The 19,673-nt window shown below is 64.6% G+C and carries 17 protein-coding genes and 2 pseudogenes; 10 read left to right on the top strand and 9 right to left on the bottom strand.

All coding sequences use genetic code 11. The features are described 5' to 3' along the window. Window positions 1-112 precede the first annotated feature (112 nt). From ACPVPU_RS11125 to ACPVPU_RS11100, 6 genes and pseudogenes are all read left to right on the top strand, one after another. Complete coding sequence (locus ACPVPU_RS11125; protein ID WP_448658006.1) at window positions 113-1,495, top strand: oligosaccharide flippase family protein; 1,383 nt, start codon at window positions 113-115, stop codon at window positions 1,493-1,495. Then, a pseudogene (locus ACPVPU_RS11120) lies at window positions 1,492-1,788 on the top strand (hypothetical protein); the annotation flags it as partial. The gene ACPVPU_RS11125 and the pseudogene ACPVPU_RS11120, both read left to right, overlap by 4 nt. Window positions 1,789-1,905: 117 nt before the next feature. Then, a pseudogene (locus tag ACPVPU_RS11115) lies at window positions 1,906-2,058 on the top strand (DapH/DapD/GlmU-related protein); the annotation flags it as partial. A gap of 68 nt (window positions 2,059-2,126) precedes the next feature. Beyond that, a complete protein-coding gene (locus ACPVPU_RS11110) occupies window positions 2,127-2,942 on the top strand; it encodes a class I SAM-dependent methyltransferase (protein WP_448658005.1) in 816 nt (271 codons plus the stop codon). Beyond that, window positions 2,942-3,859: an NAD-dependent epimerase/dehydratase family protein gene (locus tag ACPVPU_RS11105; protein WP_448658004.1), complete on the top strand. Its 918-nt coding sequence runs from the start codon at window positions 2,942-2,944 to the stop codon at window positions 3,857-3,859. Before ACPVPU_RS11110 ends, ACPVPU_RS11105 begins: the two co-directional genes overlap by 1 nt. Continuing rightward, entirely contained in the window at window positions 3,856-5,013 is a 1,158-nt protein-coding gene (locus ACPVPU_RS11100) for a glycosyltransferase family 4 protein (RefSeq protein ID WP_448658003.1), read from the top strand. Before ACPVPU_RS11105 ends, ACPVPU_RS11100 begins: the two co-directional genes overlap by 4 nt. Before the next feature lie 17 nt (window positions 5,014-5,030). Here ACPVPU_RS11100 and ACPVPU_RS11095 read toward each other — a convergent pair whose 3' ends face one another. From ACPVPU_RS11095 to ACPVPU_RS11065, 7 genes are all read right to left on the bottom strand, one after another. Further along, a complete protein-coding gene (locus ACPVPU_RS11095; RefSeq protein WP_448660499.1) occupies window positions 5,031-6,056 on the bottom strand; it encodes a sialidase family protein in 1,026 nt (341 codons plus the stop codon). 388 nt (window positions 6,057-6,444) lie between these two features. After that, window positions 6,445-7,509: a GDP-mannose 4,6-dehydratase gene (gmd, locus tag ACPVPU_RS11090; RefSeq protein WP_448658002.1), complete on the bottom strand. Its 1,065-nt coding sequence runs from the start codon at window positions 7,507-7,509 to the stop codon at window positions 6,445-6,447. 177 nt (window positions 7,510-7,686) lie between these two features. Beyond that, window positions 7,687-9,129, bottom strand: coding sequence for an O-antigen ligase family protein (locus ACPVPU_RS11085; protein WP_448658001.1), 1,443 nt, complete (start codon window positions 9,127-9,129; stop codon window positions 7,687-7,689). Continuing rightward, a complete protein-coding gene (locus tag ACPVPU_RS11080; protein ID WP_448658000.1) occupies window positions 9,126-10,331 on the bottom strand; it encodes a tetratricopeptide repeat protein in 1,206 nt (401 codons plus the stop codon). Before ACPVPU_RS11080 ends, ACPVPU_RS11085 begins: the two co-directional genes overlap by 4 nt. Beyond that, a complete protein-coding gene (locus tag ACPVPU_RS11075; protein WP_448657999.1) occupies window positions 10,331-12,562 on the bottom strand; it encodes a GumC family protein in 2,232 nt (743 codons plus the stop codon). The genes ACPVPU_RS11080 and ACPVPU_RS11075 overlap by 1 nt, the downstream gene beginning before the upstream one ends. 14 nt (window positions 12,563-12,576) lie before the next feature. Next, window positions 12,577-13,287, bottom strand: a complete 711-nt coding sequence (locus ACPVPU_RS11070) for a polysaccharide biosynthesis/export family protein (RefSeq protein WP_448657998.1) — start codon at window positions 13,285-13,287, stop codon at window positions 12,577-12,579. Window positions 13,288-13,452: 165 nt separating this feature from the next. Continuing rightward, window positions 13,453-13,893 carry a hypothetical protein gene (locus ACPVPU_RS11065; RefSeq protein WP_448657997.1) on the bottom strand — a complete coding sequence of 147 codons (441 nt, stop codon included), beginning with the start codon at window positions 13,891-13,893 and terminating at the stop codon, window positions 13,453-13,455. Window positions 13,894-13,943: 50 nt separating this feature from the next. Here ACPVPU_RS11065 and ACPVPU_RS11060 point away from each other — a divergent pair, with 50 nt between their 5' ends. Further along, complete coding sequence (locus ACPVPU_RS11060) at window positions 13,944-14,942, top strand: M48 family metalloprotease (RefSeq protein ID WP_448657996.1); 999 nt, start codon at window positions 13,944-13,946, stop codon at window positions 14,940-14,942. Window positions 14,943-14,955: 13 nt separating this feature from the next. On the opposite strand, the gene ACPVPU_RS11055 is transcribed toward ACPVPU_RS11060, so the two are convergent. Both ACPVPU_RS11055 and ACPVPU_RS11050 read right to left on the bottom strand, forming a co-directional pair. Next, window positions 14,956-16,629, bottom strand: a complete 1,674-nt coding sequence (locus ACPVPU_RS11055) for a thiamine pyrophosphate-binding protein (RefSeq protein WP_448657995.1) — start codon at window positions 16,627-16,629, stop codon at window positions 14,956-14,958. A 39-nt stretch (window positions 16,630-16,668) separates the two neighbouring features. Continuing rightward, a complete protein-coding gene (locus tag ACPVPU_RS11050) occupies window positions 16,669-17,028 on the bottom strand; it encodes a hypothetical protein (RefSeq protein ID WP_448657994.1) in 360 nt (119 codons plus the stop codon). 210 nt (window positions 17,029-17,238) lie between these two features. On the opposite strand from ACPVPU_RS11050, the gene ACPVPU_RS11045 reads away from it, so the two are divergent. Genes ACPVPU_RS11045 through ACPVPU_RS11035 form a run of 3 tightly spaced genes read left to right on the top strand, consistent with a single transcriptional unit; the run spans window position 17,239 to window position 19,632 of the window. Next, window positions 17,239-17,955, top strand: a complete 717-nt coding sequence (locus ACPVPU_RS11045; protein ID WP_448657993.1) for a CoA transferase subunit A — start codon at window positions 17,239-17,241, stop codon at window positions 17,953-17,955. Then, window positions 17,952-18,977, top strand: a complete 1,026-nt coding sequence (locus ACPVPU_RS11040; protein WP_448657992.1) for a 5'-nucleotidase, lipoprotein e(P4) family — start codon at window positions 17,952-17,954, stop codon at window positions 18,975-18,977. The genes ACPVPU_RS11045 and ACPVPU_RS11040 overlap by 4 nt, the downstream gene beginning before the upstream one ends. A gap of 4 nt (window positions 18,978-18,981) precedes the next feature. Next, complete coding sequence (locus tag ACPVPU_RS11035) at window positions 18,982-19,632, top strand: CoA transferase subunit B (protein WP_448657991.1); 651 nt, start codon at window positions 18,982-18,984, stop codon at window positions 19,630-19,632. Window positions 19,633-19,673: the final 41 nt, after the last annotated feature.

Raw genomic sequence — 19,673 nt, 5'->3', positions numbered from 1 at the left:
ATGCGGTGCGCTCGCCCGTGACAACCACTGTGTTGTGCAGGTGCGAGATGCACCAGAATGATGCGCTGCAGCATAGTGGACACCCATGGGGTGTTGGGGCATAGAGCGCGGCATGTCCGCCGCCGTCTTTCGCCGCACCCGCGAAATGCTGCCCCTGTTGCGGCTGCGCGGATTCGACGTCAGCACGGCGGACGGGCGGGCCAAGGAACGGATGCGCCGCGTCCTGCTGACCGCGCTCGCATCGGCGCTGGCCAAGGGCACGTCGATCGCCACCGCCCTGATTTCCGTCCCGCTGACGCTGCATTATCTGGGCGCCGAACGCTATGGCATGTGGATGACCATGTCGGCGATCACCGCCATGCTGTCCTTTGCCGATTTCGGCATCGGCAACGGCGTGCTGACCGCCGTGTCGCAGGCGAGCGGGCGCGACGAACAGGATGGCATCCGCGCCTATGTCTCGTCCGCTTTTGCCATGCTCGGCATGATCGCGCTGGCGATCCTGGCGGTGCTGGCGGCATCCTATGGCCTGGTCGACTGGTTCCGCGTGTTCAACGTGGCCACCCCGCTTGCACGAGCTGAGTCCGGGCCGGCAATCGCTGTCTTTATCACCTGTTTCGCGCTGATGCTGCCGCTGACGGTGGTTCAGCGGGTGCAGCTGGGCCTGCAGATGGGGTTCATGTCGAGCCTGTGGCAGTGCGTGGCCAGCCTGACCGCGCTGTGCGGGGTGTTGCTGGCGATCTGGATGCAGGCGGGGCTTCCCTGGCTGGTCGCGGCCTATGTCGGGGCACCGGTGCTGATCGCGCTGATCAACAGCCTGATCTTCTTCACTCGCATCCGCCCCGATTGTGCCCCCCGCCGCGCCAGCGTGTCGCGGATCCACGGCACCGACCTGGCCCGCACCGGCATGCTGTTTTTCGTGCTGCAGATCGTGGTGGCGATTGCCTATACGTCGGACAGTGTGCTGATCGCGCAAAAGCTGGGCGCGTCCGCCGTCGCCAGCTATGCCGTGCCCGACCGCCTGTTCGCCATGGCATCGATGATCGTCGGCTTGGCCGTGACGCCGCTGTGGCCGGCCTTTGGCGAAGCGCTGGCGCGGGGCGACAAGGCATGGGCAAGGCGGATGCTTGTCCGCGCCACGCTGATTTCTGCAGGTATCGCTGCATCCATCGGTCTGATCTTCGTCATTGCCGGGCCGACCCTCATCCGACTGTGGGTGGGCACCTCCATTGTAGAGGTGCCGTTCATGCTGCTGGTCGGGTTTGCCGTCTGGCGCACGATCGAGGCGTCGGTGGGGGCGTCGTCCATGTATCTGAACGGCATGCGGGCCGTGCGGTTTCAGGTCGTTACCGCAATCCTGACGGCAGCGGGCGCGATTTCGGCCAAGCTGTGGCTGTTGCCGATCTATGGCATCGCCGTGGTCCCGTGGGCCACCATCTGCGTCTATCTGGTCACGACTGCGCTCCCAATGGCCATTTTCCTTAAGAGGCACGCATGAAGGCGCTGAATCCCCGTGCGATGCTCGGCTCGATCCGCGAAAATGCTGCGCGAAAGCGGGTGCTGGCGCGGTCCGGCGTGTCGATCGATCCGACGGCCAAGGTCCGTTTCGCCAAGCTGGCCGGGCGCATTCCGGCCGTTCTTACGGTCGGCCCCGGCACCATGCTGGAATGCGCCATCGTCGCCGACCGGCCGGAAGCGCATGTGAGCATCGGCGCGAACAGCTTTATCGGCAGTTCGAACATCATTTCCGCGAACCGAATCAGCATCGGCGATGATGTCCTGATTTCGTGGGGATGCACGATCGTTGACCATCATTCGCATTCGTTGGAATGGAATGAACGGTGTAACGACGTGCGGGACTGGTATGTCGGCAAAAAGGACTGGAGCCATGTCCGCATGGCGCCGATCCATATCGGTAACCGGGCCTGGATCGGCTTCAACGCCACCATTTTGGCTGGCGTTACAATCGGTGAGGGTGCGGTGATCGGGTGCAACAGCGTGGTGACGCGCGACGTGCCGGCGAACAGCGTAGTTGCGGGCAATCCCGCGCGGTTGATCCGCACGGGGCTGAACGGCACGGATGGCATGGCGGATACGGGGCGTGACGGCCCAGCGAGGGGAATGGACGGATGAGCAGCACGATGACGTGGGAACAGGCGGTGCAATCGCTGCGGGACCGGCCGGATCAGGCGGAACTGGTGCGGGCCTGTTATTATGACGATCCGTTGATCGATGCGGCGCGCCGCTTTCATGCCAGCACCGAATGGCGGGCGCTGCGCCGCCTGTTGCCGGCGCCGGGCGGCACGGCGCTGGACATCGGTTCCGGGCGCGGCATTTCCGCCTTTGCTTTTGCCAGCGATGGCTGGGCGACCACGGCGCTGGAACCCGACCCCAGCGACATTGTGGGCGCGGGCGCGATCCGCGGCCTGGCCCAGGCGGGCGGCGTGACCATTTCGGTCGTCGAAACCTGGGGCGAACAATTGCCCTTCGACGACGCGTCCTTCGATGTCGTCCATTGCCGGGCGGTGATGCACCATGCCCATGACCTGAAGGATTTCATGAAACAGGTGGCGCGTGTGCTGAAGCCCGGCGGCACCTTTGCCGGCACCCGCGAACATGTGGTGTCCAGCCATGCCGACATCCCGGCGTTTCAGGCGTCGCATCCGCTGCACGACCTGTATGGCGGCGAATATGCCTATCTGGTGACCGAATATCAGGATGCGATCACCCAGGCCGGGCTGCGGCTGGAACGCACGCTGAACCCCATGGAAAGCGACGTCAATCTGGCCCCGGCATCGATGGCGGACATAAAGCGCCGCTGGGCGGGCAAGCTCGGGCTGGCGCCGCTGGGCGAACTCGTGCCCGATGCACTGCTGGCGATGCGCGGTGCGCGGATGACGGCGCCCGGCCGGCTGTACAGCTTTATCGCGCGCAAACCCCGCTGATGCCGCAAACGGTTCTGGTCACCGGTGCGTTCGGCTTTGTCGGGCGGCACGTCGCCCGCGCAGCCGCAGCGGCCGGTCATGTCGTGCGCGGCATCGGTCACGGCGCATGGACGCGGACGGAATGGCGGGAATGGGGCCTGTCCGAATGGCATGCCGCCAATGTCTCGCTGGACTCCATCGTTTCCTATGGCGGCGATCCCGACCTGATCGTGCACTGCGCGGGCAGCGGCGCGGTATCCTTTTCGATGTCGCATCCGGCGCAGGATTTCGACCGTTCGGTCCTGACGACGCGCGACGTGCTGGAATATGTCCGGCTGCACCGGCCGTCGGCGCGGGTCGTGCTGCCGTCCAGCGCCGGGGTCTATGGGTCGGTGGATCAATTGCCGATCCCCGTCGATGCGCCGCTCAGGCCAATGTCCCCCTATGGTCTGCACAAGCGGATGGGCGAGGATCTGTGCCGGTCCTATGCCGCGCATTTCGGCGTTTCGGCCGCGATCGTCCGGCTGTTTTCGGTCTATGGCCGGGGCCTGCGCAAACAGTTGCTGTGGGACAGTTGTGACAAGCTGACGCGCGGTGCCGCACAGTTCGGCGGCACGGGCGATGAAAGCCGCGACTGGTTGCACGTCGATGATGCGGCCGATCTGCTGCTGCGTGCGGGTCAGGCGGCGAATACCGAATGCCCCATCGTCAACGGCGCGACGGGGCAGGGGACGGCGATCCGCGACATCATCGCCCCGCTGGCGACGGCGCTTGGCCGTCCGGGGGCGTTTTCCTTTTCCGGCCATTCGCGGCCCGGCGATCCGCCGCACCTGGTTGGCGACGTATCGGGCGCCCATGCGCTCGGCTGGCGGGCGGAACGCGTGCTGGGCGAGGAACTGGACCTTTATGCCCGCTGGTTCGCGGACGGTGCGCCATGATCCGGGTCGGCTTTGTGATTGCGGATCGCTCGACTGGCTGGCTTGGGGGCCTCAATTACCGGCGCAACCTCATTTCGGCGATCCTGTCCGTGCCCGATCGGCGCATCGAACCCGTGCTGATGGTGCCGCCCGATCAGCCGCCGGAAATGCTGGCCGGGTTTCCTGCGGTGGAGGTCGTGCGCACGCCGCTGGCCGATCCGCAGAGCGTGATGCGCAAGGCGGGCAAGGTTTCGCGTCGGTTGATCGGCCGCGATCTGGCGCTGGAACGGCTGATGACTGCCCATCGCATTGACCTGCTGTCCCATTCCGGCACGCTCGGTCCGGCAAGCCGCTGGCCGTCGCTCAACTGGATTCCCGATTTCCAGCATGTCCGGATGCCGCAATTCTTTTCGCCCGCCGAATGTGCGGACCGGGACGGCCAGTTCCGACGGTTGATCGACGGCAGCCGCCGTATCCTGGTGTCCAGTGCCGATGCGGGCGGCGATCTGCTCCGCTTCGCGCCCGATGCGGCGGACAAGGTGAGTGTGCTGCACTTCGTATCGGGGTTCGAAAGCGCGGGGCCGGTGGTGCCGGTCGCCGAGCTGCAGCAGCGGTTCGGCTTTGACGAGCCTTATTACCATCTGCCCAACCAGTTCTGGGCGCACAAGAATCACGCGCTGGTGATCGAGGCGCTGGGCATCCTGGCCACGCGCGGCCCGGTGCCGCTGGTGCTGTGCACCGGCAAGACGGAAGACAGCCGTAACCCCGATCATTTCCCGCGCCTGATGGCGCGGGCGGCCGAATTGGGCGTCGCCGACCGGTTCCGGCCGTTGGGAATCGTCAGCCTGGCCGAGCTGGGATCGCTGATGCTGGGCGCGCGCGCGCTGATCAATCCGTCGAATTTCGAAGGGTGGAGCACCACGGTCGAGGAATCGAAATCGCTGGGTCTGCCGATCATCCTGTCCGACATTCCCGTCCATCTGGAGCAAGCCCCGCCGCATGGCCGCTTTTTCCAGGCGGATTCGGCGGAATCGCTGGCCGACGCCATGGCCGCCGAATGGTCGGCCACCCGCGACCGCGCTGCCGCCCGTGCCGAGGCGGAGGCGGCGATGCCCCGGCGGGTGCAGGCGTTCGGCGCGGCATTTCAGTCGATCGTGCTGGGCGCAATCGACTGAAAGGCAGGCGCGGCGGCCTATTGGCCGTAGATCGATGCCAGCGTCCGCGTGACCGTGGCATTGCCGGCAATGATGTTCGCCTCCGTGGTGCGCGCCAGCACGATTTCACGCCCCGCCGCGCGCTGGAAGTCATAGACGACCAGCACGTCGCCATTTTCGTCGAAATCGATGATCGGATAGGAAATCTGATGCCGGTTATCGATGACGACGGAATGGGGCCAGGTCAGGCCCTCATCCTCGCTGATCGCCAGGGTCAGGTCGGTGCGAACGCGGTTCGGGGCCAGCCGGTTGAACGCCATGATCAGCCGTCCGCTGGGACTGCGCACCAGGATATGGCGGCTCCATGCGGTGGGAAAGGCGGTGAAGGGAGCGGGCGTGCCCCAGGACAGGCCGTTCGAGCTCCCGATATTCTGATACACCCCGCCGCCGGTCCGCCACTGCGCCAGGATCTGGCCGTTGCGCAACTGGACCATGGTGGTTTCGTCGAAACTCGCCGCCGGTCCGTTGGGCAGGCGCGATACCGGCGTGGCGGTGCGATCCTGCCAGTTCAGCCGATACAGGAAAATGCCCGCACGCGCAGGAAAGCGGGGCTTGTCCCGCCAGACGTCGATCGGGATATGCCACTGCCCGTTCATCAGGAACGGCCGGCCAGGCACGCCGTCGGCCATCCAGAACCCGGGCTCGAACGTCGGCGTCGCGGCAAGCGGATCGGTGATGACATTTGCCCAGACGCCGAATTGCCCGTCATAGGTCTGGTTATTGCCCGACTGGGCATAGAGCACCCATAATTTGCCGTCGGGCGCCGTCCACAGTTGCGGATCGAATGCGCGGTCGGTCGCCGGATTGGCCGGCAACAGATAGAAATCCCGCGACCAGGCTTTGCCGCCATCGTCCGAATAGCGCAGGATCAGGAAGTTGCCCGCTGCCTCCCCGACCCACGGCACCCGGACGTCGCCGTACCAGACGGTCCAGATGCGCTTGCCGGTGCGGGCAATGGCGGGAATGCCCTGAAACGACCGGCGGCCATAGGTGGCCGAATCCATGCTGGGCACGGCCGCGACCCGCACATAACTGTCGTTGATCGCCGCAACCGGCGGCGTGGGTGCCGGGGTAGGCGTCGGGGTTGGAGCCGGGGCCGGTGCGGGAGCAGGCGAGCCGATTGGCGGGGTTGGCGCCGGCGCGCCGATCGAACCGCCTCCGCCGCCACCGCTACAGCCCACAAGCAAGGCAGCACTAACCAGCGAGCTAACCCACAAACGCCCCCGCATCATCATTACCCTGTACTGTCGAATGTTGCCGGTCACACATCGGGCACCGGCTCATTTTGAACCAGTGCCCGAACTCGTGTTACGCTAAGCTACTATAGTCAGATTAGATACTGTGGAAATTGCTGAGTCCCCAATAAAATCCGATCGGGAACTGACAATTTGTTCAGGCATCCTTGGCAATCGGTGCCGACTTCATCGTTTCCAGATCGGACAGCACCATTTCGCGAGCCAGTTCACGAACCGGCGTTTCATGCGACCAGCCCAGCTTTTCCTTGGCCTTTGCCGGATCGCCGATCAGCAGTTCCACCTCGGTCGGACGGAAATAGCGGGGATCGACTTCGACCAGGCACTTGCCGGTTTCGGTGCAGTACCCCTTTTCATCGACGCCTTCGCCTTCCCAGCGCAGCGTAATGCCGACATCTTCGAACGCCCATTCGACGAAGGTGCGCACCGGGGTCGTCTCGCCGGTGGCGAGGACATAGTCGTCCGCCTCTTCCTGCTGCAGCATCAGCCACATGCCGCGTACATATTCACGCGCATGACCCCAGTCGCGCTTGGCGTCCAGGTTGCCCAGCCACAGCTTTTCCTGGCGGCCCAGCTTGATCGCGGCCGCAGCGCGGGTGATCTTGCGGGTCACGAAGGTTTCACCGCGCAGCGGGCTTTCGTGGTTGAACAGGATGCCGTTCGACGCGTGGATGCCATAGGCTTCGCGGTAGTTCACGACGATCCAATAGGCATAGAGCTTTGCCGCCGCATAGGGCGAACGGGGATAGAAAGGCGTGGTTTCCCGCTGCGGCACTTCCTGGACCAGGCCGTAAAGCTCGGACGTGGATGCCTGATAGAAGCGGCAGGTCTTTTCCATGCCCAGGATACGGATCGCCTCAAGCAGGCGGAGCGTGCCGATGGCGTCGGCATTCGCGGTATATTCCGGCGTTTCGAAGCTGACCGCGACGTGGCTCTGCGCCGCCAGGTTGTAGATTTCGGTGGGCTTTACCTGCTGGACGATGCGGATCAGGTTGGTGCTGTCCGTCATGTCGCCATAATGCAGGTGGAACCGCGGGTTCTGTTCGTGCGGATCCTGATAGATGTCCTCGATGCGGCCGGTATTGAAGGACGAAGACCGCCGCTTGATGCCGTGAACCTGATACCCCTTATCCAGCAGCAGTTGCGCAAGATAAGCGCCGTCTTGGCCGGTCACTCCCGTAACGAGGGCGATCTTGTCAGTCATGGTCAACACCTTTTCGATAGCAATGCTAGGGGTGTGGGCATCAGCCGAGGAGCGTTCCCCCTTAACGCTCGACGGCCGTCTTATGAGGTCTATGGTGCAGAGCACAATAGAAAATTGACCTGCCGGATGACCCCATATCGCACAGATCGGGCGGTGCGGCATTCCTGCAGCATATAGTTACTCGATACGCGACGTCCGCGCGGCACGGTCGGCGTCTGCAACGGCATCGGTTAGAGCGGATCGGCGGCTGGCGCGCACCGTTTGCGCTTTCGACAGCAAGGCGACCGCGACGGCCGCGATGCAGGCAATCGACATGGTGCGAAGCGGATAATCGAACAGCGAATGCAGGCCGATGATCGCCAGCACGAACACCGTAAAGATCATATGGCCATATCGCTCACGCGACGGGCTGGACCTGGCAATGCCGATCATCCGGGCAAGCAACAGGATGGCGGCAAGCAACAGCCCCGCCAGACCGACGGCGCCGGTTTCGATGGCGATTTCCAGATAGTCGTTATGCGCCCGATTGGCATAGGTCGGGCGCAGATATTCCAGCCGTTCTGCGGTCGGAAATACCGTCTGGAAACTGCCGACACCGGCGCCAAGCGGCCAATATTGTTCGGCGGCGAACCGGCTGTCTTCCCAGATTTGCGGCCGCACCGCGTCCTGTTCCTCGAACCGGGCCAGCGTCCGGGCGATCTGGTTGTTGTTTTGCAGCGCCAGAAAGGCGATGCCGGTCAGGACGATCACGCCGATCCCTGCGCCGATCACTTTCCGGTTCCGCAACTGGCTCGGGCGAATCAGGATCAGGGCCGATCCCAACGCCGCCAAAGGGATGAAGACGAAGCCGGCGCGCGATCCGGTAAGGACGACCGACAGCAGCAGGACGAGCGCAGGAACGATCGCCAGTAGTTGCCGGTTCCGGTCGTTGCGGCGCAATGCCATTGCCGCGATCGGCACCATGGTCGCCATTGCCGCCATCAGCAGCACGTCCGCCTGAAGATTGCGGCTGGCCTGAAACCCGGTCGCATAGCCGTAATGGGTGCTGGCATAAAAGCGCAGCAGATTGCCGTTGCCGCTGGCGATCTGGATCGTTCCCACCATCGCCGCCAGGGCACCCAGACAGGCAAAGACGAGCAACAGCCAGGTGCGCGACCGTTCGGACAGCTTGATCGTCATATAGGCCAGGATCATCGGCGGGATGATCGACAACAGGCCGCTGAGCGTGCGGACCGGGGTCACGCTGAGCGGCATCCACTGCGATGCGCCGCCGACCAGCGCCAGCGCCTCTGCCTCGACGCTGCGCTGGGGCAGGCTCTGCCAGATGGCGGGCGGCAGCGGAATCAGCTGCAGGCCGGCAAGGATCGCCGGACCGGCCACGATCAGCATGATCCAGCGGTCGACCGACTGGTCAGGCCCCCGGTTCGGCAGGATCGCCCACAGCGCGAGCCCCAGGATCGCCACCAGCTGCACCACCAGTTCGCTGAGCGGGGCAGGGGTGCCACCGCCGCCGAACAGGATCGACGCTGACAGCACGACCGCTGCGATGATCAGCCGGTGCCGATCCGGTATCGATGATGCGGCATTGTCGCCGATGCGACGGTCCATTGGCCGGCTCATGACGCGGCACCTGTGCGCGTGATCGAAAGATCGTCCATCCAGCCGCGGCCCCCGCTGCCCAGGCCCCCCGCGACCCGATGGATCGTCAAGCGCTGAACGATGCAGTTTTCGGGAACGCTGAACTGCACCGCGCTGGTTCGGCCGGTGCGGGTCACGCTGCTGCCCGGATCGATCAGCACCTGGCGCGACTGATTGCACAGGATGCCGACCCGAAATCCGTCATCGCGCTCGCCATTTTCATCGACCGACTGCCACGCGAGGCGATAGCTGCCGGGTTCCAGGTCGAGCAGCTTGGCCACTATCTGAACTTCACGCGGCAGCGTCGACTGAACGGTCAGCGCCTGGCCGGAAAGCGGGGCGGGGGCAGCGGTGATGCTGGCATCGACTCCGCCCTCGGCAAAGAAGGTCCATGCGAACGGACTTGCCGATTCCTGGTCGGTGGATTCGAAATCGCCGTTGCGTACCAGTCCCTTGCCGGGCTGGCCGCAGGTCCCGTCCCACAATTGCCGGGCCGCCGCTGATTTCGACTTGTTGAGCAGGGTCGTCACCGGTGCCGCCACCGAGGTGCAGTTGATCGGTGCCCCCGCCCGGCGTGCAGCGACCAGCAGGTTGATCCGCTGTTGCATCGGTTCATCCGGTAGCTGACTGACGCCGCGCACGAATCGGTCCTGCCATGGCGGATCGTTCTGCAACAATTCGATCAGCGCTTCCGTGCCCGCTTCGGTCTGTTCCATCTGCAACAAACCGGATGCGACCAGCGGATTGTTCACGCGCAGTCGCAGGATCGCGTCCAGCCGCAGCCGGGCATTGTCGATGTCATCCGCCGCAAGCGACTGGCTGAGCCAGTAAAGTTGCGTCGGAACATTGCGCCATCCCAACTGCCCGGCGACCCGGAATGCCGCATCCGCCTCTGCAAAGGCAGACTGTTCAACGAGAATGGTCGCCAGAACAGCCGTCGCGTCGGGATCGAGCGGGTCGGTGCGTACATAGGCGCGGGCGGCCGCAAGTGCGCCATCCAGATCCTCGTCGCGGGTCCGGTTCAGCGCAACCCTGCCTGCCGCGTCGGCACCCAGCCAGAACCGCGTCGTCGTGGATCGGCGTTCGTTGATCCGATCGAGCGCCGAGACTGTGCAAAGGCCCCCGGCCACGGCAAGCGCGGCCAGACAAGCCACCAAACGGGCCGTTCGGAACGGACTGACCATCAGGCGTCGGCTTTTTCGCTGCCGTAATGGTAATAGCTATAGCCGTAATGACCATATCCGCCGGCCGTCTTCTTCGGATCGAACTTGGTCAACACGGCGCCGATCACATGGGTCTGGCTGTTCTGCAGACGACGCAGCGCCGTCTTGGTCGCGCCGAACCGGCCCCGGTCCGCCTCCACCACGAAAATGGTTGCCCGGGTCAACGCAGCCAGCAGCGGCGAATCGGCCAGGCCAAGCACCGGCGGGCCATCGAGCACGACGACATCGAACCGCTTGCGACATTCGGTCAGCAGTTCCTGCAGCCGGGGATGGCCGAGCAATTCGGTCGGGCTGGGCGGGATCAGGCCGGCGGGAATAAAGCTCAAGCCCTCCTGGTCCGTCGGGCGAACCACTGCATCCAGGCTGAAATTGCCGATCAGCAGATCGGTCAGGCCCGGCGAGGATTCGGTTGCCATCATGTTGTGCAGCGCCGGACGACGCAGGTCGATGTCGATCAACACCACGCGCTTGCCGAGCCGGGCCAGCCCGCGCGACAGGGCGAAGCTGGTGGTCGATTTGCCTTCGCCCGGTTCGGTGCTGGTGACGTGCAGCAAGGGCGGCAGGCCGTTCGGCGTCGAATAGAGCAGCGACACCCGTAGCGAGTTGTACGCCTCCGCCACGGCCGATCGCGGATTTTCCAGCTCGTCCAGAATGGACGGCTCCTGCGAAATGGGGATCAGACCCAAAGTCGACAGGCCCAGCTTGCGTTCGATGTCCTCCGGACCGCGGATCGCATCGTCCAGCTGTTCGCGGACGAACACGACGATCCCGGCGATGGCCAGACCGGCCAGCAACGCCAGTGCAAGGTTCAGGAACACCTTGGGCGACGACGTGCCGCGCGGGATGGTTGCCGCATCGACGATCGAGATGTTGCTGGCCGTGATGCCGGCCGATGCGCTGATTTCCTTAAAGCGCTGCAACAGACCGTCATACAGGGTGCGGTTGGTGTCCGCTTCGCGTTGCAGGATATTGTACCGAACGCTGCGATCCTGTTCGGCCAGAGTATCGCTTTTCAGGGTATCGACCTGGCTTGCCAGCGACTGTTCCTGCTCGCGCGCGCTTTCATATTGCTGGCGCAGCGACTGGCGGATGCCGGTGGCGATATTTTCGATCTGAACATTCGTCTCGGCCAGGCGGGCCTTGATCTGCAGCACCGTCGGGTGCCCCTCGCGGTGACGGGCAAGCTCGTCGTTCAATTCGGCGCTAATGGTGGCGCGTTGCTGCAACAGACCCTGGATGGACGCGTTGCCGAGCACCTCGGGAATGCTCAGCAGCGGGATGCCCTGCACCGACCGCCATTTTTCCTCGGCTAGGATGCGTGAGGTCGTGGCGTTGTTGGCCGCCTGGTTCAACTGGACCAGCGTGGCCGTCGTCACGGATGCGCCGCTTGAACCGCCGCCGGTTTCGGACGGACCGCGCTGCGTGGTGTTGGTGCGGATCAGCCCGGCTTCGCGGGCATAGGCGTTCAGTTCACGCTCGGACAATTCCAGGCGCGTCTTGGCCTCTGCCAGCTGCTGGGCCAGGAAGTTGCGGGCATAGGCCGTGCTGTCGAACTTGCGCTGCAGGCTGCTCTTGATGAACTCGTTCGCATAGGCATTGGCGATCTGGGCCGCGATCCGCGGACCGGCGCTTTCGAACGTGATCGTGACGACGCGCGAATCGCGCGGCAATTCGACGGTCAGCCCGTCCATGATGCTGCCGACGATCAGGTTGCGGACCTGATCCGGACGGCTGATGGTCGGATTGGGTTCCGGCGGGGTGATCGCCATTTCCTGAAAGAAGCGATCGGAATTGTTGAACAGGTTCAGCGACTGGGCCACGCGTTCGGCCATTGCGCGGCTCTGCAGCACATCCACCTGGGTCTGCAGATAGCGTTCGACATCCTGGAACGATGTCGCCGGCTCGACGCCCTGGCCGCCTTCCAGCACCTGGGCTGCCTGTTGTTCGATCTGCAGGCTGGTCTGGGCCGAATAACGCGGCGTCATCAACATCGTGATGACTAGGCCGATCGCCAGCGCGAGCGCAACCACCCCGACGATCAGGATCAGGTTGCGCCGGATGACAAGCCAGATGGACCGGAAATCGATTTCGAACCCGTTGCCCTCGTCGCCGGGGATGGCAGGGTCGAGATAGTCGTCAACGCCCGCAATCGGAGCGGCCCTGGACACTGGCGGGGCAGATTCAACGTTCACCAAGGCATTCCTAATCAAAAAGTGCGGAACACGCCGATCAACGGCGCGGAAGCCAGGAAGTCACGGAACGCACCCTTGACCGCGCTGAACCCGACGACGACCACGTCGCCGCCCAGCACCTGCGGATCGGGGGCGCGACCCTTGCGGACATCATCGACGTTGAACACGGCCCCGAATCGCTGACCGTTGATCGTTCGGAACAGGATCACTTCGTCCAGCTTGGCGACGCGTGTCGGGCTACCCGCGCGAGCAAGCGATTCGAGCAGGGTCGAACTGCCGCCGATCTCATACACGCCCGGATCGTTCACATTGCCTTCGACGGTCACGCGTTGCGAGGTCGAAGACACGACGGTCACCGATACCTGGGGATTGACCAGATATTGCACGCTGAGCAGCTGCGCCAGCTTGAGCGACAATTGTTCGGCCGTTTCGCCCTGCGCCCGGACCGAACCGAGCAGGGGATAGGAAAGATTGCCCGACGCGTCGATCTGAAGCTGATCGAAGCTGAGTTCCGGTTCCTGGAACACCGTGACCTTGATCAGGTCGAGCGGCCCCAGCCGGTATGCCTCCAGCGGCACGTTCTGGTCGACGGACGGAAACCGGTTGTACGCCTCTGCGCCGCGCGGAAGCGATCGATCGGCGGTGGTCTGGCACGCAGCCAGGAACAACAGCGGCGCGATCGGCAGGAACGACTGGATCTTCAATGCAAGGGCCCTCAATTGCATTGGCGCAGCCATAGCGCGCCCGACATGCAATGGCAAAATCATAAACGTCCCAAACGGCATTGCCGAATACGGGGAACGATCAGGACAGCGTCGGAACAAGGCGCAAAAAAAGGCGCCAGACACGCAGTGCCCGGCGCCCTTGTAACGAAAGCCTGTTATGGGCGATCAGTTCGCCGTGTCAGGCTCGCTTTCGTTGTCGTCGATCAGGACATACAGACCAGCGCCGAACGCGAGCGCAGCCGCGCCGTACACGATCGCTTCGCCGGCGCCGCTGGTCTTCTTCAGCTTGGAAGCGGTACGGACGTTGGTCACGGGAGCCTTGGAAACCGCAGGCAGGGCCTTGGCCGAGCGCGTCACGGTTTCAGCCGAAGCTGCAGTGGCAGTCATTGCGATGGAGGCCGCAGCGGCCGCAAGCATCAGTTTCGAAACGCGCATGGGAGTTCCCTTTTCTTGCTCAGTTACAATGCCGTTATATCCGAACGGTCGGAAATGGCAACCCAAAAATGATGCACTGCACTCAAAGTTCCGTCGCGCATCACCAAAGGCGAGGGCCGGATTGCACATCGGGCCGCAAACGTCCAGTTTTGACAGGTCGAAAATCGACAAGTTGCGGAAACACCGCGCTGACTCGACAATATTCGTTTGGAGAATCCGAGTTGACCCGTCGTATCATGCTGTTGTTCGCGGCGATCCTGTTGTCGCTGACTGGCGTTGACGGGTCGGTCAGGGCGAATGTCGCCGCCGATTCAGCAGCGACCGAATCGCTACGCGCCCTCGCGGCGGCGGATTTGCGGCTGGCGACTATCGCCTGGCGGCTACGCACTGCCAATGCCCCGATATGCGACCGGATCAGCGGGGAATCGGGGCTCGTCGTTCATGCCCGCTCTTCCTACGCAGACGTCGACGATGCCGCGCTGCAGCAGGCATTCGGGTTCCAGTCCGAGTTTGCCGTACTGGGCGTCGTTGCCGGATCGCCCGGCGACCGGGCGGGTGTCCGCGCCGGTGATTCCATCGTGGCGATCGATCGGACGCCCCCACCGGCTGCCAACGGCATCGCGGGGCTGGCGGAGCTCATGGCCCGGCTGAACGGTCCGGCCGATGGCAAGGCACCGGTCCTGACCCTCAAGCGAGGCGGCGAGACCGTCACCGTGACACCCGCGATCGTTCCTGCCTGCACGGCCCGCATCGAATTGCGGCCCGCGGCCTCGATCAACGCAGCGACCGACGGAGATGTGATCCAGATCAACACCGGATTGATGAATGCGGAACAGGATGATGCCAGGTTGGCCGCCATCCTGTCGCACGAATTGGCCCATGTCGTGCTGAACCATCCCGACCGGCTGACCGCTGCCGGCATTTCGCGGGGTCTGGGGTCGATCTTCGGGCGCAGCAAGCGGCTGATCCGGCAGACCGAAACCGAGGCGGACCAGCTGGCCCCGTGGTTGCTGCACAATGCCGGCTATCCGCCCCTGGCCGCCGGCGCGTTCTGGCGATCGACGGGCCGGCCGCTCAGCAGCCTGATCGGCACCGGCCGGTACCGCCACTGGTCGGCGCGCGCCCGGATCAGCGATGAACAGGCGGCGCTGGTCGCGGCGGGTGGTCCGGGATTTCAGCGGCCGCCGCTGCTAGCTACGCGCGCCCTACCGCTCAACTGACGGCCATTGGCGGTCAGGTCGAACGGATCGCTTCGATGGTGGTGCCGGGTGTGATGAATTCGATGTCCGTGCGCAGATGCAGGAGCCGGAGGCCGGAGCGGGCCAGCGCCTGATCCAGCGCCGGGCCGAAATCCTGGGTGCGCTCGACTGTGGTCGACCAGCCGCCATAGGCACGGGCAAGCGCGGCGAAATCTGGATTGTTGAGCGTCGTGCCGGACAGGCGTGCAGGATATTCCCGCTCCTGATGCATGCGGATCGTGCCATATCCGCCATTGTCGACCAGGATGACAATCAGGTTCGCACCATGTTGAACCGCCGTGGCCAGTTCCTGACCGTTCATCAGGAAGTCGCCATCGCCCGCTACCGCCACTGCGGTCTTGTCCGGACAGCGCAGCGCGGCCGCTATTGCGGCGGGCACGCCGTATCCCATCGCACCGCATGTGGGGGCAAGCTGTGTCCCATATTCGCCGTAGCGCCAGTAGCGATGCCACCAGGCCGAGAAATTGCCCGCCCCGTTGCAGATGATGGTCGAATCCGCACTCATCCGTTCGCGCATGGCCATGACGCACTGGCCGAGGTCCAGTGCCACGCCGTCGCGCGGGTTGGGAGTGGACCAGGCGAGGTAATCCGCATGGGCAGCCGCACCGACAGGTTTCAACTTGCCAGAGTTCGTCGGCAGGGCCCCGGCGAACGCCGCCGTGTCGGCGCAGATCGCAATATCGGCGCGATAGACCCGGTTGAGCTCGGCCGGATCGGGGTGCACATGGATCAGCGTCTGTCCCGGATGATCCGGCGTTAGCAGCGCATAACCATCGGTCGTCGCTTCACCCAGACGCGCGCCAAGCACCAACAGCACATCGGCGTTGCGGACCCGGTCGACGAGTTTGGGGTTGGGCCCATAGCCCAGATTGCCGGCCCAGACGGATGATCGGTTGGCGGCCGCGTCCTGGCGGCGAAAGGCGGAGGCCAGCGGCACGCCCGCCCCCTCGGCCCAGACGGCAACAGATCGTGCCGCATGATCGGTCCAGCCAGCGCCGCCGATGATCGCCACGGGTCGTTCAGCCCGTCCGATCAGGCGAACCGCCTCGTCGACCAGCAACGGGTCCGGTTTCTGCTGCACCCGTTGCACAGGAAGGCGATCCACCGGCGCCACGACGTCACGCAGCATATCCTCCGGCAGCGCGACGACCACAGGGCCGGGCCGCCCGTTCATCGCCACGGCATAGGCCCGCGCGACATATTCCGGGATGCGCGCGGCATCGTCGATCCGCAGCGCCAGCTTGGCGAGCGGGGTGAACATCGCCACCAGATCGACTTCCTGAAAGCCTTCGCGGTCGCGCATCCCGCGATCGACGTCGCCCACGAACAGGATCATCGGGATGGAATCCTGACGCGCGACATGCACGCCGATGCTGGCATTGGTTGCGCCTGGCCCGCGGGTCACGAAACAGATGCCGGGCCGCCCCGTCAGCGCGCCATCGGCGCAGGCCATGAATGCTGCGCCCCCTTCCTGGCGGCAGGTGACTACATCGATTGCGGGGGTATCGTGCAGCGCGTCGAGAACGGCGAGGAAACTTTCGCCGGGCACCTGGAAGATGCGGTCGCACCCCTGCGCCATCAGATTGTCGACCAGAATGCGCCCGCCGGTTCGGGGTGCGGGGTGGGATGGCGTCGAAGAACGGCTCATGCGCGACCCTAACCAGGGGGCAAGCGCCCGCCAAGCCGTTCAGCGGGTGATGACCAGGCTTTTCAGATTTGGGGCGAGCGGCTCGCCGGGGTCGTTGGAAAACAGCCAGGCCTCGGCCGCCTCCATCGTGTCGAACAATCGGGCGACCCGCGATTCCGCGGCACGAATCAATTGCATCCGCGCCAGCGAAGAGGCGCTGACGAACGCCAGCTTGCGCGATTGATGTTTCGGATCGGCCAGCAACCGGCGAAACCCGTCGACCAGATGCTGCGACTGAATATGCATGTCGCGCACGTCCGCTACGGTCAGATGCCCAGGGGCAAGCTTTTGATAGCTGCGGTTCCGATCGGCAATGAACGCCGCCAGCAGCTCCGGGGTGAAAAACCCCCGCAACGTCATTCGCGCCAGGTTCCGATCCGGAACAATCTCGATCGAATAGCTTCCTTGCATCGCGGAAACATACCGCCATTCCCGTTAATCACCGGTAAGCAACCTGCCCGTTTCGGATGCTTTGGCGGCACTGGGCAAAGGTGAATTGCAGTTCAGGTTCGCTTGACCACCGGCGTCCCGGCTGCCTATCGCCCGGCAGGTAATGGGAGAGATTCGCCGATGAACAAGCTCTATCCCTCTGCGGCTGCCGCGCTCGACGGGCTGCTGCGCAACGACATGACGATCTGCGCCGGCGGATTCGGCCTGTCCGGCATTCCCGAACGGCTGATCGATGCGATCCGCGATGCCGGCGTCACCGGGCTGACCATCGCCAGCAACAATGCCGGTGTGGACGGCGAAGGGCTGGGCAAGCTGCTGCGCACCCGCCAGGTGCGCAAGATGATCTCCAGCTATGTCGGCGAGAACAAGGAGTTCGAGCGGCAATATCTGGCGGGCGAGCTGGAGGTCGAGTTCTGCCCGCAAGGGACGCTGGCCGAGCGATGCCGGGCGGGCGGGGCGGGCATTCCCGGCTTCTATACCAAGACCGGCGTGGGCACCAAGGTTGCCGAGGGCAAGGAGGTGAAGCTGTTCGACGGACAGGAATATATCCTGGAACGCGGCATTCGCGCCGACCTGGCCATCATCAAGGGGTGGAAAGCGGACGAGGCGGGCAACCTGATCTTTCGCAAGACCGCCCGCAACTTCAACCAGCCCATGGCCACCGCCGCCGATATCTGCGTGGCGGAGGTGGAGGAGGTGGTGCCCGTGGGCAGCATCGATCCCGACCACGTCCATCTGCCCGGGATCTATGTGAAACGCATGATCGTCGGCGCGCCCTATGACAAGAAGATCGAGTTTCGGACGACGCGTCCCCGTGCGGAGCCCCTGGCGGGGTGAAGCGGCAGGCGGTCCTTGGGCTGATGCTCGCCGGTTCGGTGATGCTGGGTGGCTGCGTCGCAGCGCTTGTCCCGGCCGCCGCCGCGGTCAAGCTGGGCCGCGATGCACTGGACCCGCAACAGGCGGCGTCCCGGTCGGCGGCCCAGCCCACGCGCCCTTCCCCGACAACCGCGACGTCACAGGCGCAGGCGGACGTTCCCGTGCCCGCATCCGCCCAATATCTGTATGCGTCCGCCGAAGCGTCGGCGATCAGCCAGCAGGTCTATGCCACGCTCGACCGGTTCCTGCGCGAACGCGTCGATGAGCGGGTGGTCGGCAGCCTGGTCATGTCGATGGTGCCACAGGCCGGATCGACCCCGGAGGATCCCAGGTTCCGGGAATGTGGCGATCGTCCCCTGGCGCTGGTGATGGATATCGATGAAACCCTGGTGCTGAACGCCGGCTATGAGAGCGACAGCATCGCATCGGGCGAAGGCTATTCGTCGGACCGGTGGCAACGATGGGAACAGACCGGCATCGACCGGCTGGTCGCGGTGCCCGGCGCGGTGCGCAGCGTATCGAACGCGCGCGCGCTGGGATTGACCGTCGTCTTCATTTCAAACCGCTCGGCGCTGAACGCAGCCTATACCGCCGCCGCGCTGGAACGGCTCGGCTTCGGGGCCAGTGAACCCGGCAAGACGCTGCTGCTCAGCACCGGGGATTCGGGCAAGGATATGCGACGCCAGGCGGTCGAGCAGACCTATTGCGTCATTGCGATGGTCGGCGACCAGCTGGGCGATTTTTCCGACCTGTTCAATGCCCCAGCGCTGGACCCTGCGCAGCGCCGGGCGCTTGCCGAATCGCCCCGCTTTGCCGCGCTGTGGGGGGACGGCTGGTTCATCCTGCCCAACCCCGTTTACGGACCGGCGATCAAGGGCGGGATGGACGCGGTCTTTCCCGCCGCCACCCGCTGGCGCGATCCGGCGCGCGCGCCTGCACCGACGGTATCGCCGTCCCCCGTATCCCCCGCTGAAAAGGACTGATCCCATGCCCTGGACCCGCGACGACATGGCCGCCCGTGCTGCCCGCGAGCTGAAGGACGGATATTACGTCAATCTGGGCATCGGCATCCCGACGCTGGTTGCCAATCACATCCCGGAGGGCGTGGAGGTGACGCTGCAGTCCGAAAACGGGATGCTGGGCATCGGTCCCTTTCCGTTCGAGGGTGAGGAGGACCCCGACCTGATCAACGCGGGCAAGCAGACGATCAGCGAATTGCCCAGCAGCGTCTATTTCAGCAGCGCCGACAGCTTTGCCATGATCCGGGGCGGCCATATCGACCTGACCGTGCTGGGCGCGATGGAGGTCAGCCAGGACGGCGACATCGCCAACTGGATGATCCCCGGCAAGATGATCAAGGGGATGGGCGGGGCCATGGACCTGGTGGCAGGCGTCAAGCGGATCATCGTGGTGATGGAGCACACGGCCAAGGACGGCAGCGCCAAGTTCATTCCCCAATGCACCCTGCCGCTGACGGGCAAGGATGTGGTCGACATGATCATCACCGATCTGGCCGTGTTCCAGCGTACCGACCACCAGTCGCCGTTCCGTCTGATCGAACTGGCCCCCGACGTCACGGCGGAGGAAGTGGCGGCCAAGACGACCGCTGCCTACGAGGTCGCGCTGGCCACGGCTTGAACGCTGGCCGATTGCCCTTCCCACCTCAAATCTCGCCGCCC

This window comes from Sphingomonas paludis (assembly GCF_053502515.1).
This window is presented reverse-complemented; position numbering and strand designations above follow the sequence as displayed.

What these genes read in the sequence shown, in the direction of transcription:
- ACPVPU_RS11125 (WP_448658006.1), top strand. Translation starts at nt 113, where the DNA reads ATGTCCGCCGCCGTCTTTCGCCGCACCCGCGAAATGCTGCCCCTGTTG.
- ACPVPU_RS11110 (WP_448658005.1), top strand. Translation starts at nt 2,127, where the DNA reads ATGAGCAGCACGATGACGTGGGAACAGGCGGTGCAATCGCTGCGGGAC.
- ACPVPU_RS11105 (WP_448658004.1), top strand. Translation starts at nt 2,942, where the DNA reads ATGCCGCAAACGGTTCTGGTCACCGGTGCGTTCGGCTTTGTCGGGCGG.
- ACPVPU_RS11100 (WP_448658003.1), top strand. Translation starts at nt 3,856, where the DNA reads ATGATCCGGGTCGGCTTTGTGATTGCGGATCGCTCGACTGGCTGGCTT.
- ACPVPU_RS11095 (WP_448660499.1), bottom strand. Translation starts at nt 6,056, where the DNA reads ATGGATTCGGCCACCTATGGCCGCCGGTCGTTTCAGGGCATTCCCGCC.
- gmd (WP_448658002.1), bottom strand. Translation starts at nt 7,509, where the DNA reads ATGACTGACAAGATCGCCCTCGTTACGGGAGTGACCGGCCAAGACGGC.
- ACPVPU_RS11085 (WP_448658001.1), bottom strand. Translation starts at nt 9,129, where the DNA reads ATGAGCCGGCCAATGGACCGTCGCATCGGCGACAATGCCGCATCATCG.
- ACPVPU_RS11080 (WP_448658000.1), bottom strand. Translation starts at nt 10,331, where the DNA reads ATGGTCAGTCCGTTCCGAACGGCCCGTTTGGTGGCTTGTCTGGCCGCG.
- ACPVPU_RS11070 (WP_448657998.1), bottom strand. Translation starts at nt 13,287, where the DNA reads ATGCAATTGAGGGCCCTTGCATTGAAGATCCAGTCGTTCCTGCCGATC.
- ACPVPU_RS11055 (WP_448657995.1), bottom strand. Translation starts at nt 16,629, where the DNA reads ATGAGCCGTTCTTCGACGCCATCCCACCCCGCACCCCGAACCGGCGGG.
- ACPVPU_RS11050 (WP_448657994.1), bottom strand. Translation starts at nt 17,028, where the DNA reads ATGACGTTGCGGGGGTTTTTCACCCCGGAGCTGCTGGCGGCGTTCATT.
- ACPVPU_RS11045 (WP_448657993.1), top strand. Translation starts at nt 17,239, where the DNA reads ATGAACAAGCTCTATCCCTCTGCGGCTGCCGCGCTCGACGGGCTGCTG.
- ACPVPU_RS11035 (WP_448657991.1), top strand. Translation starts at nt 18,982, where the DNA reads ATGCCCTGGACCCGCGACGACATGGCCGCCCGTGCTGCCCGCGAGCTG.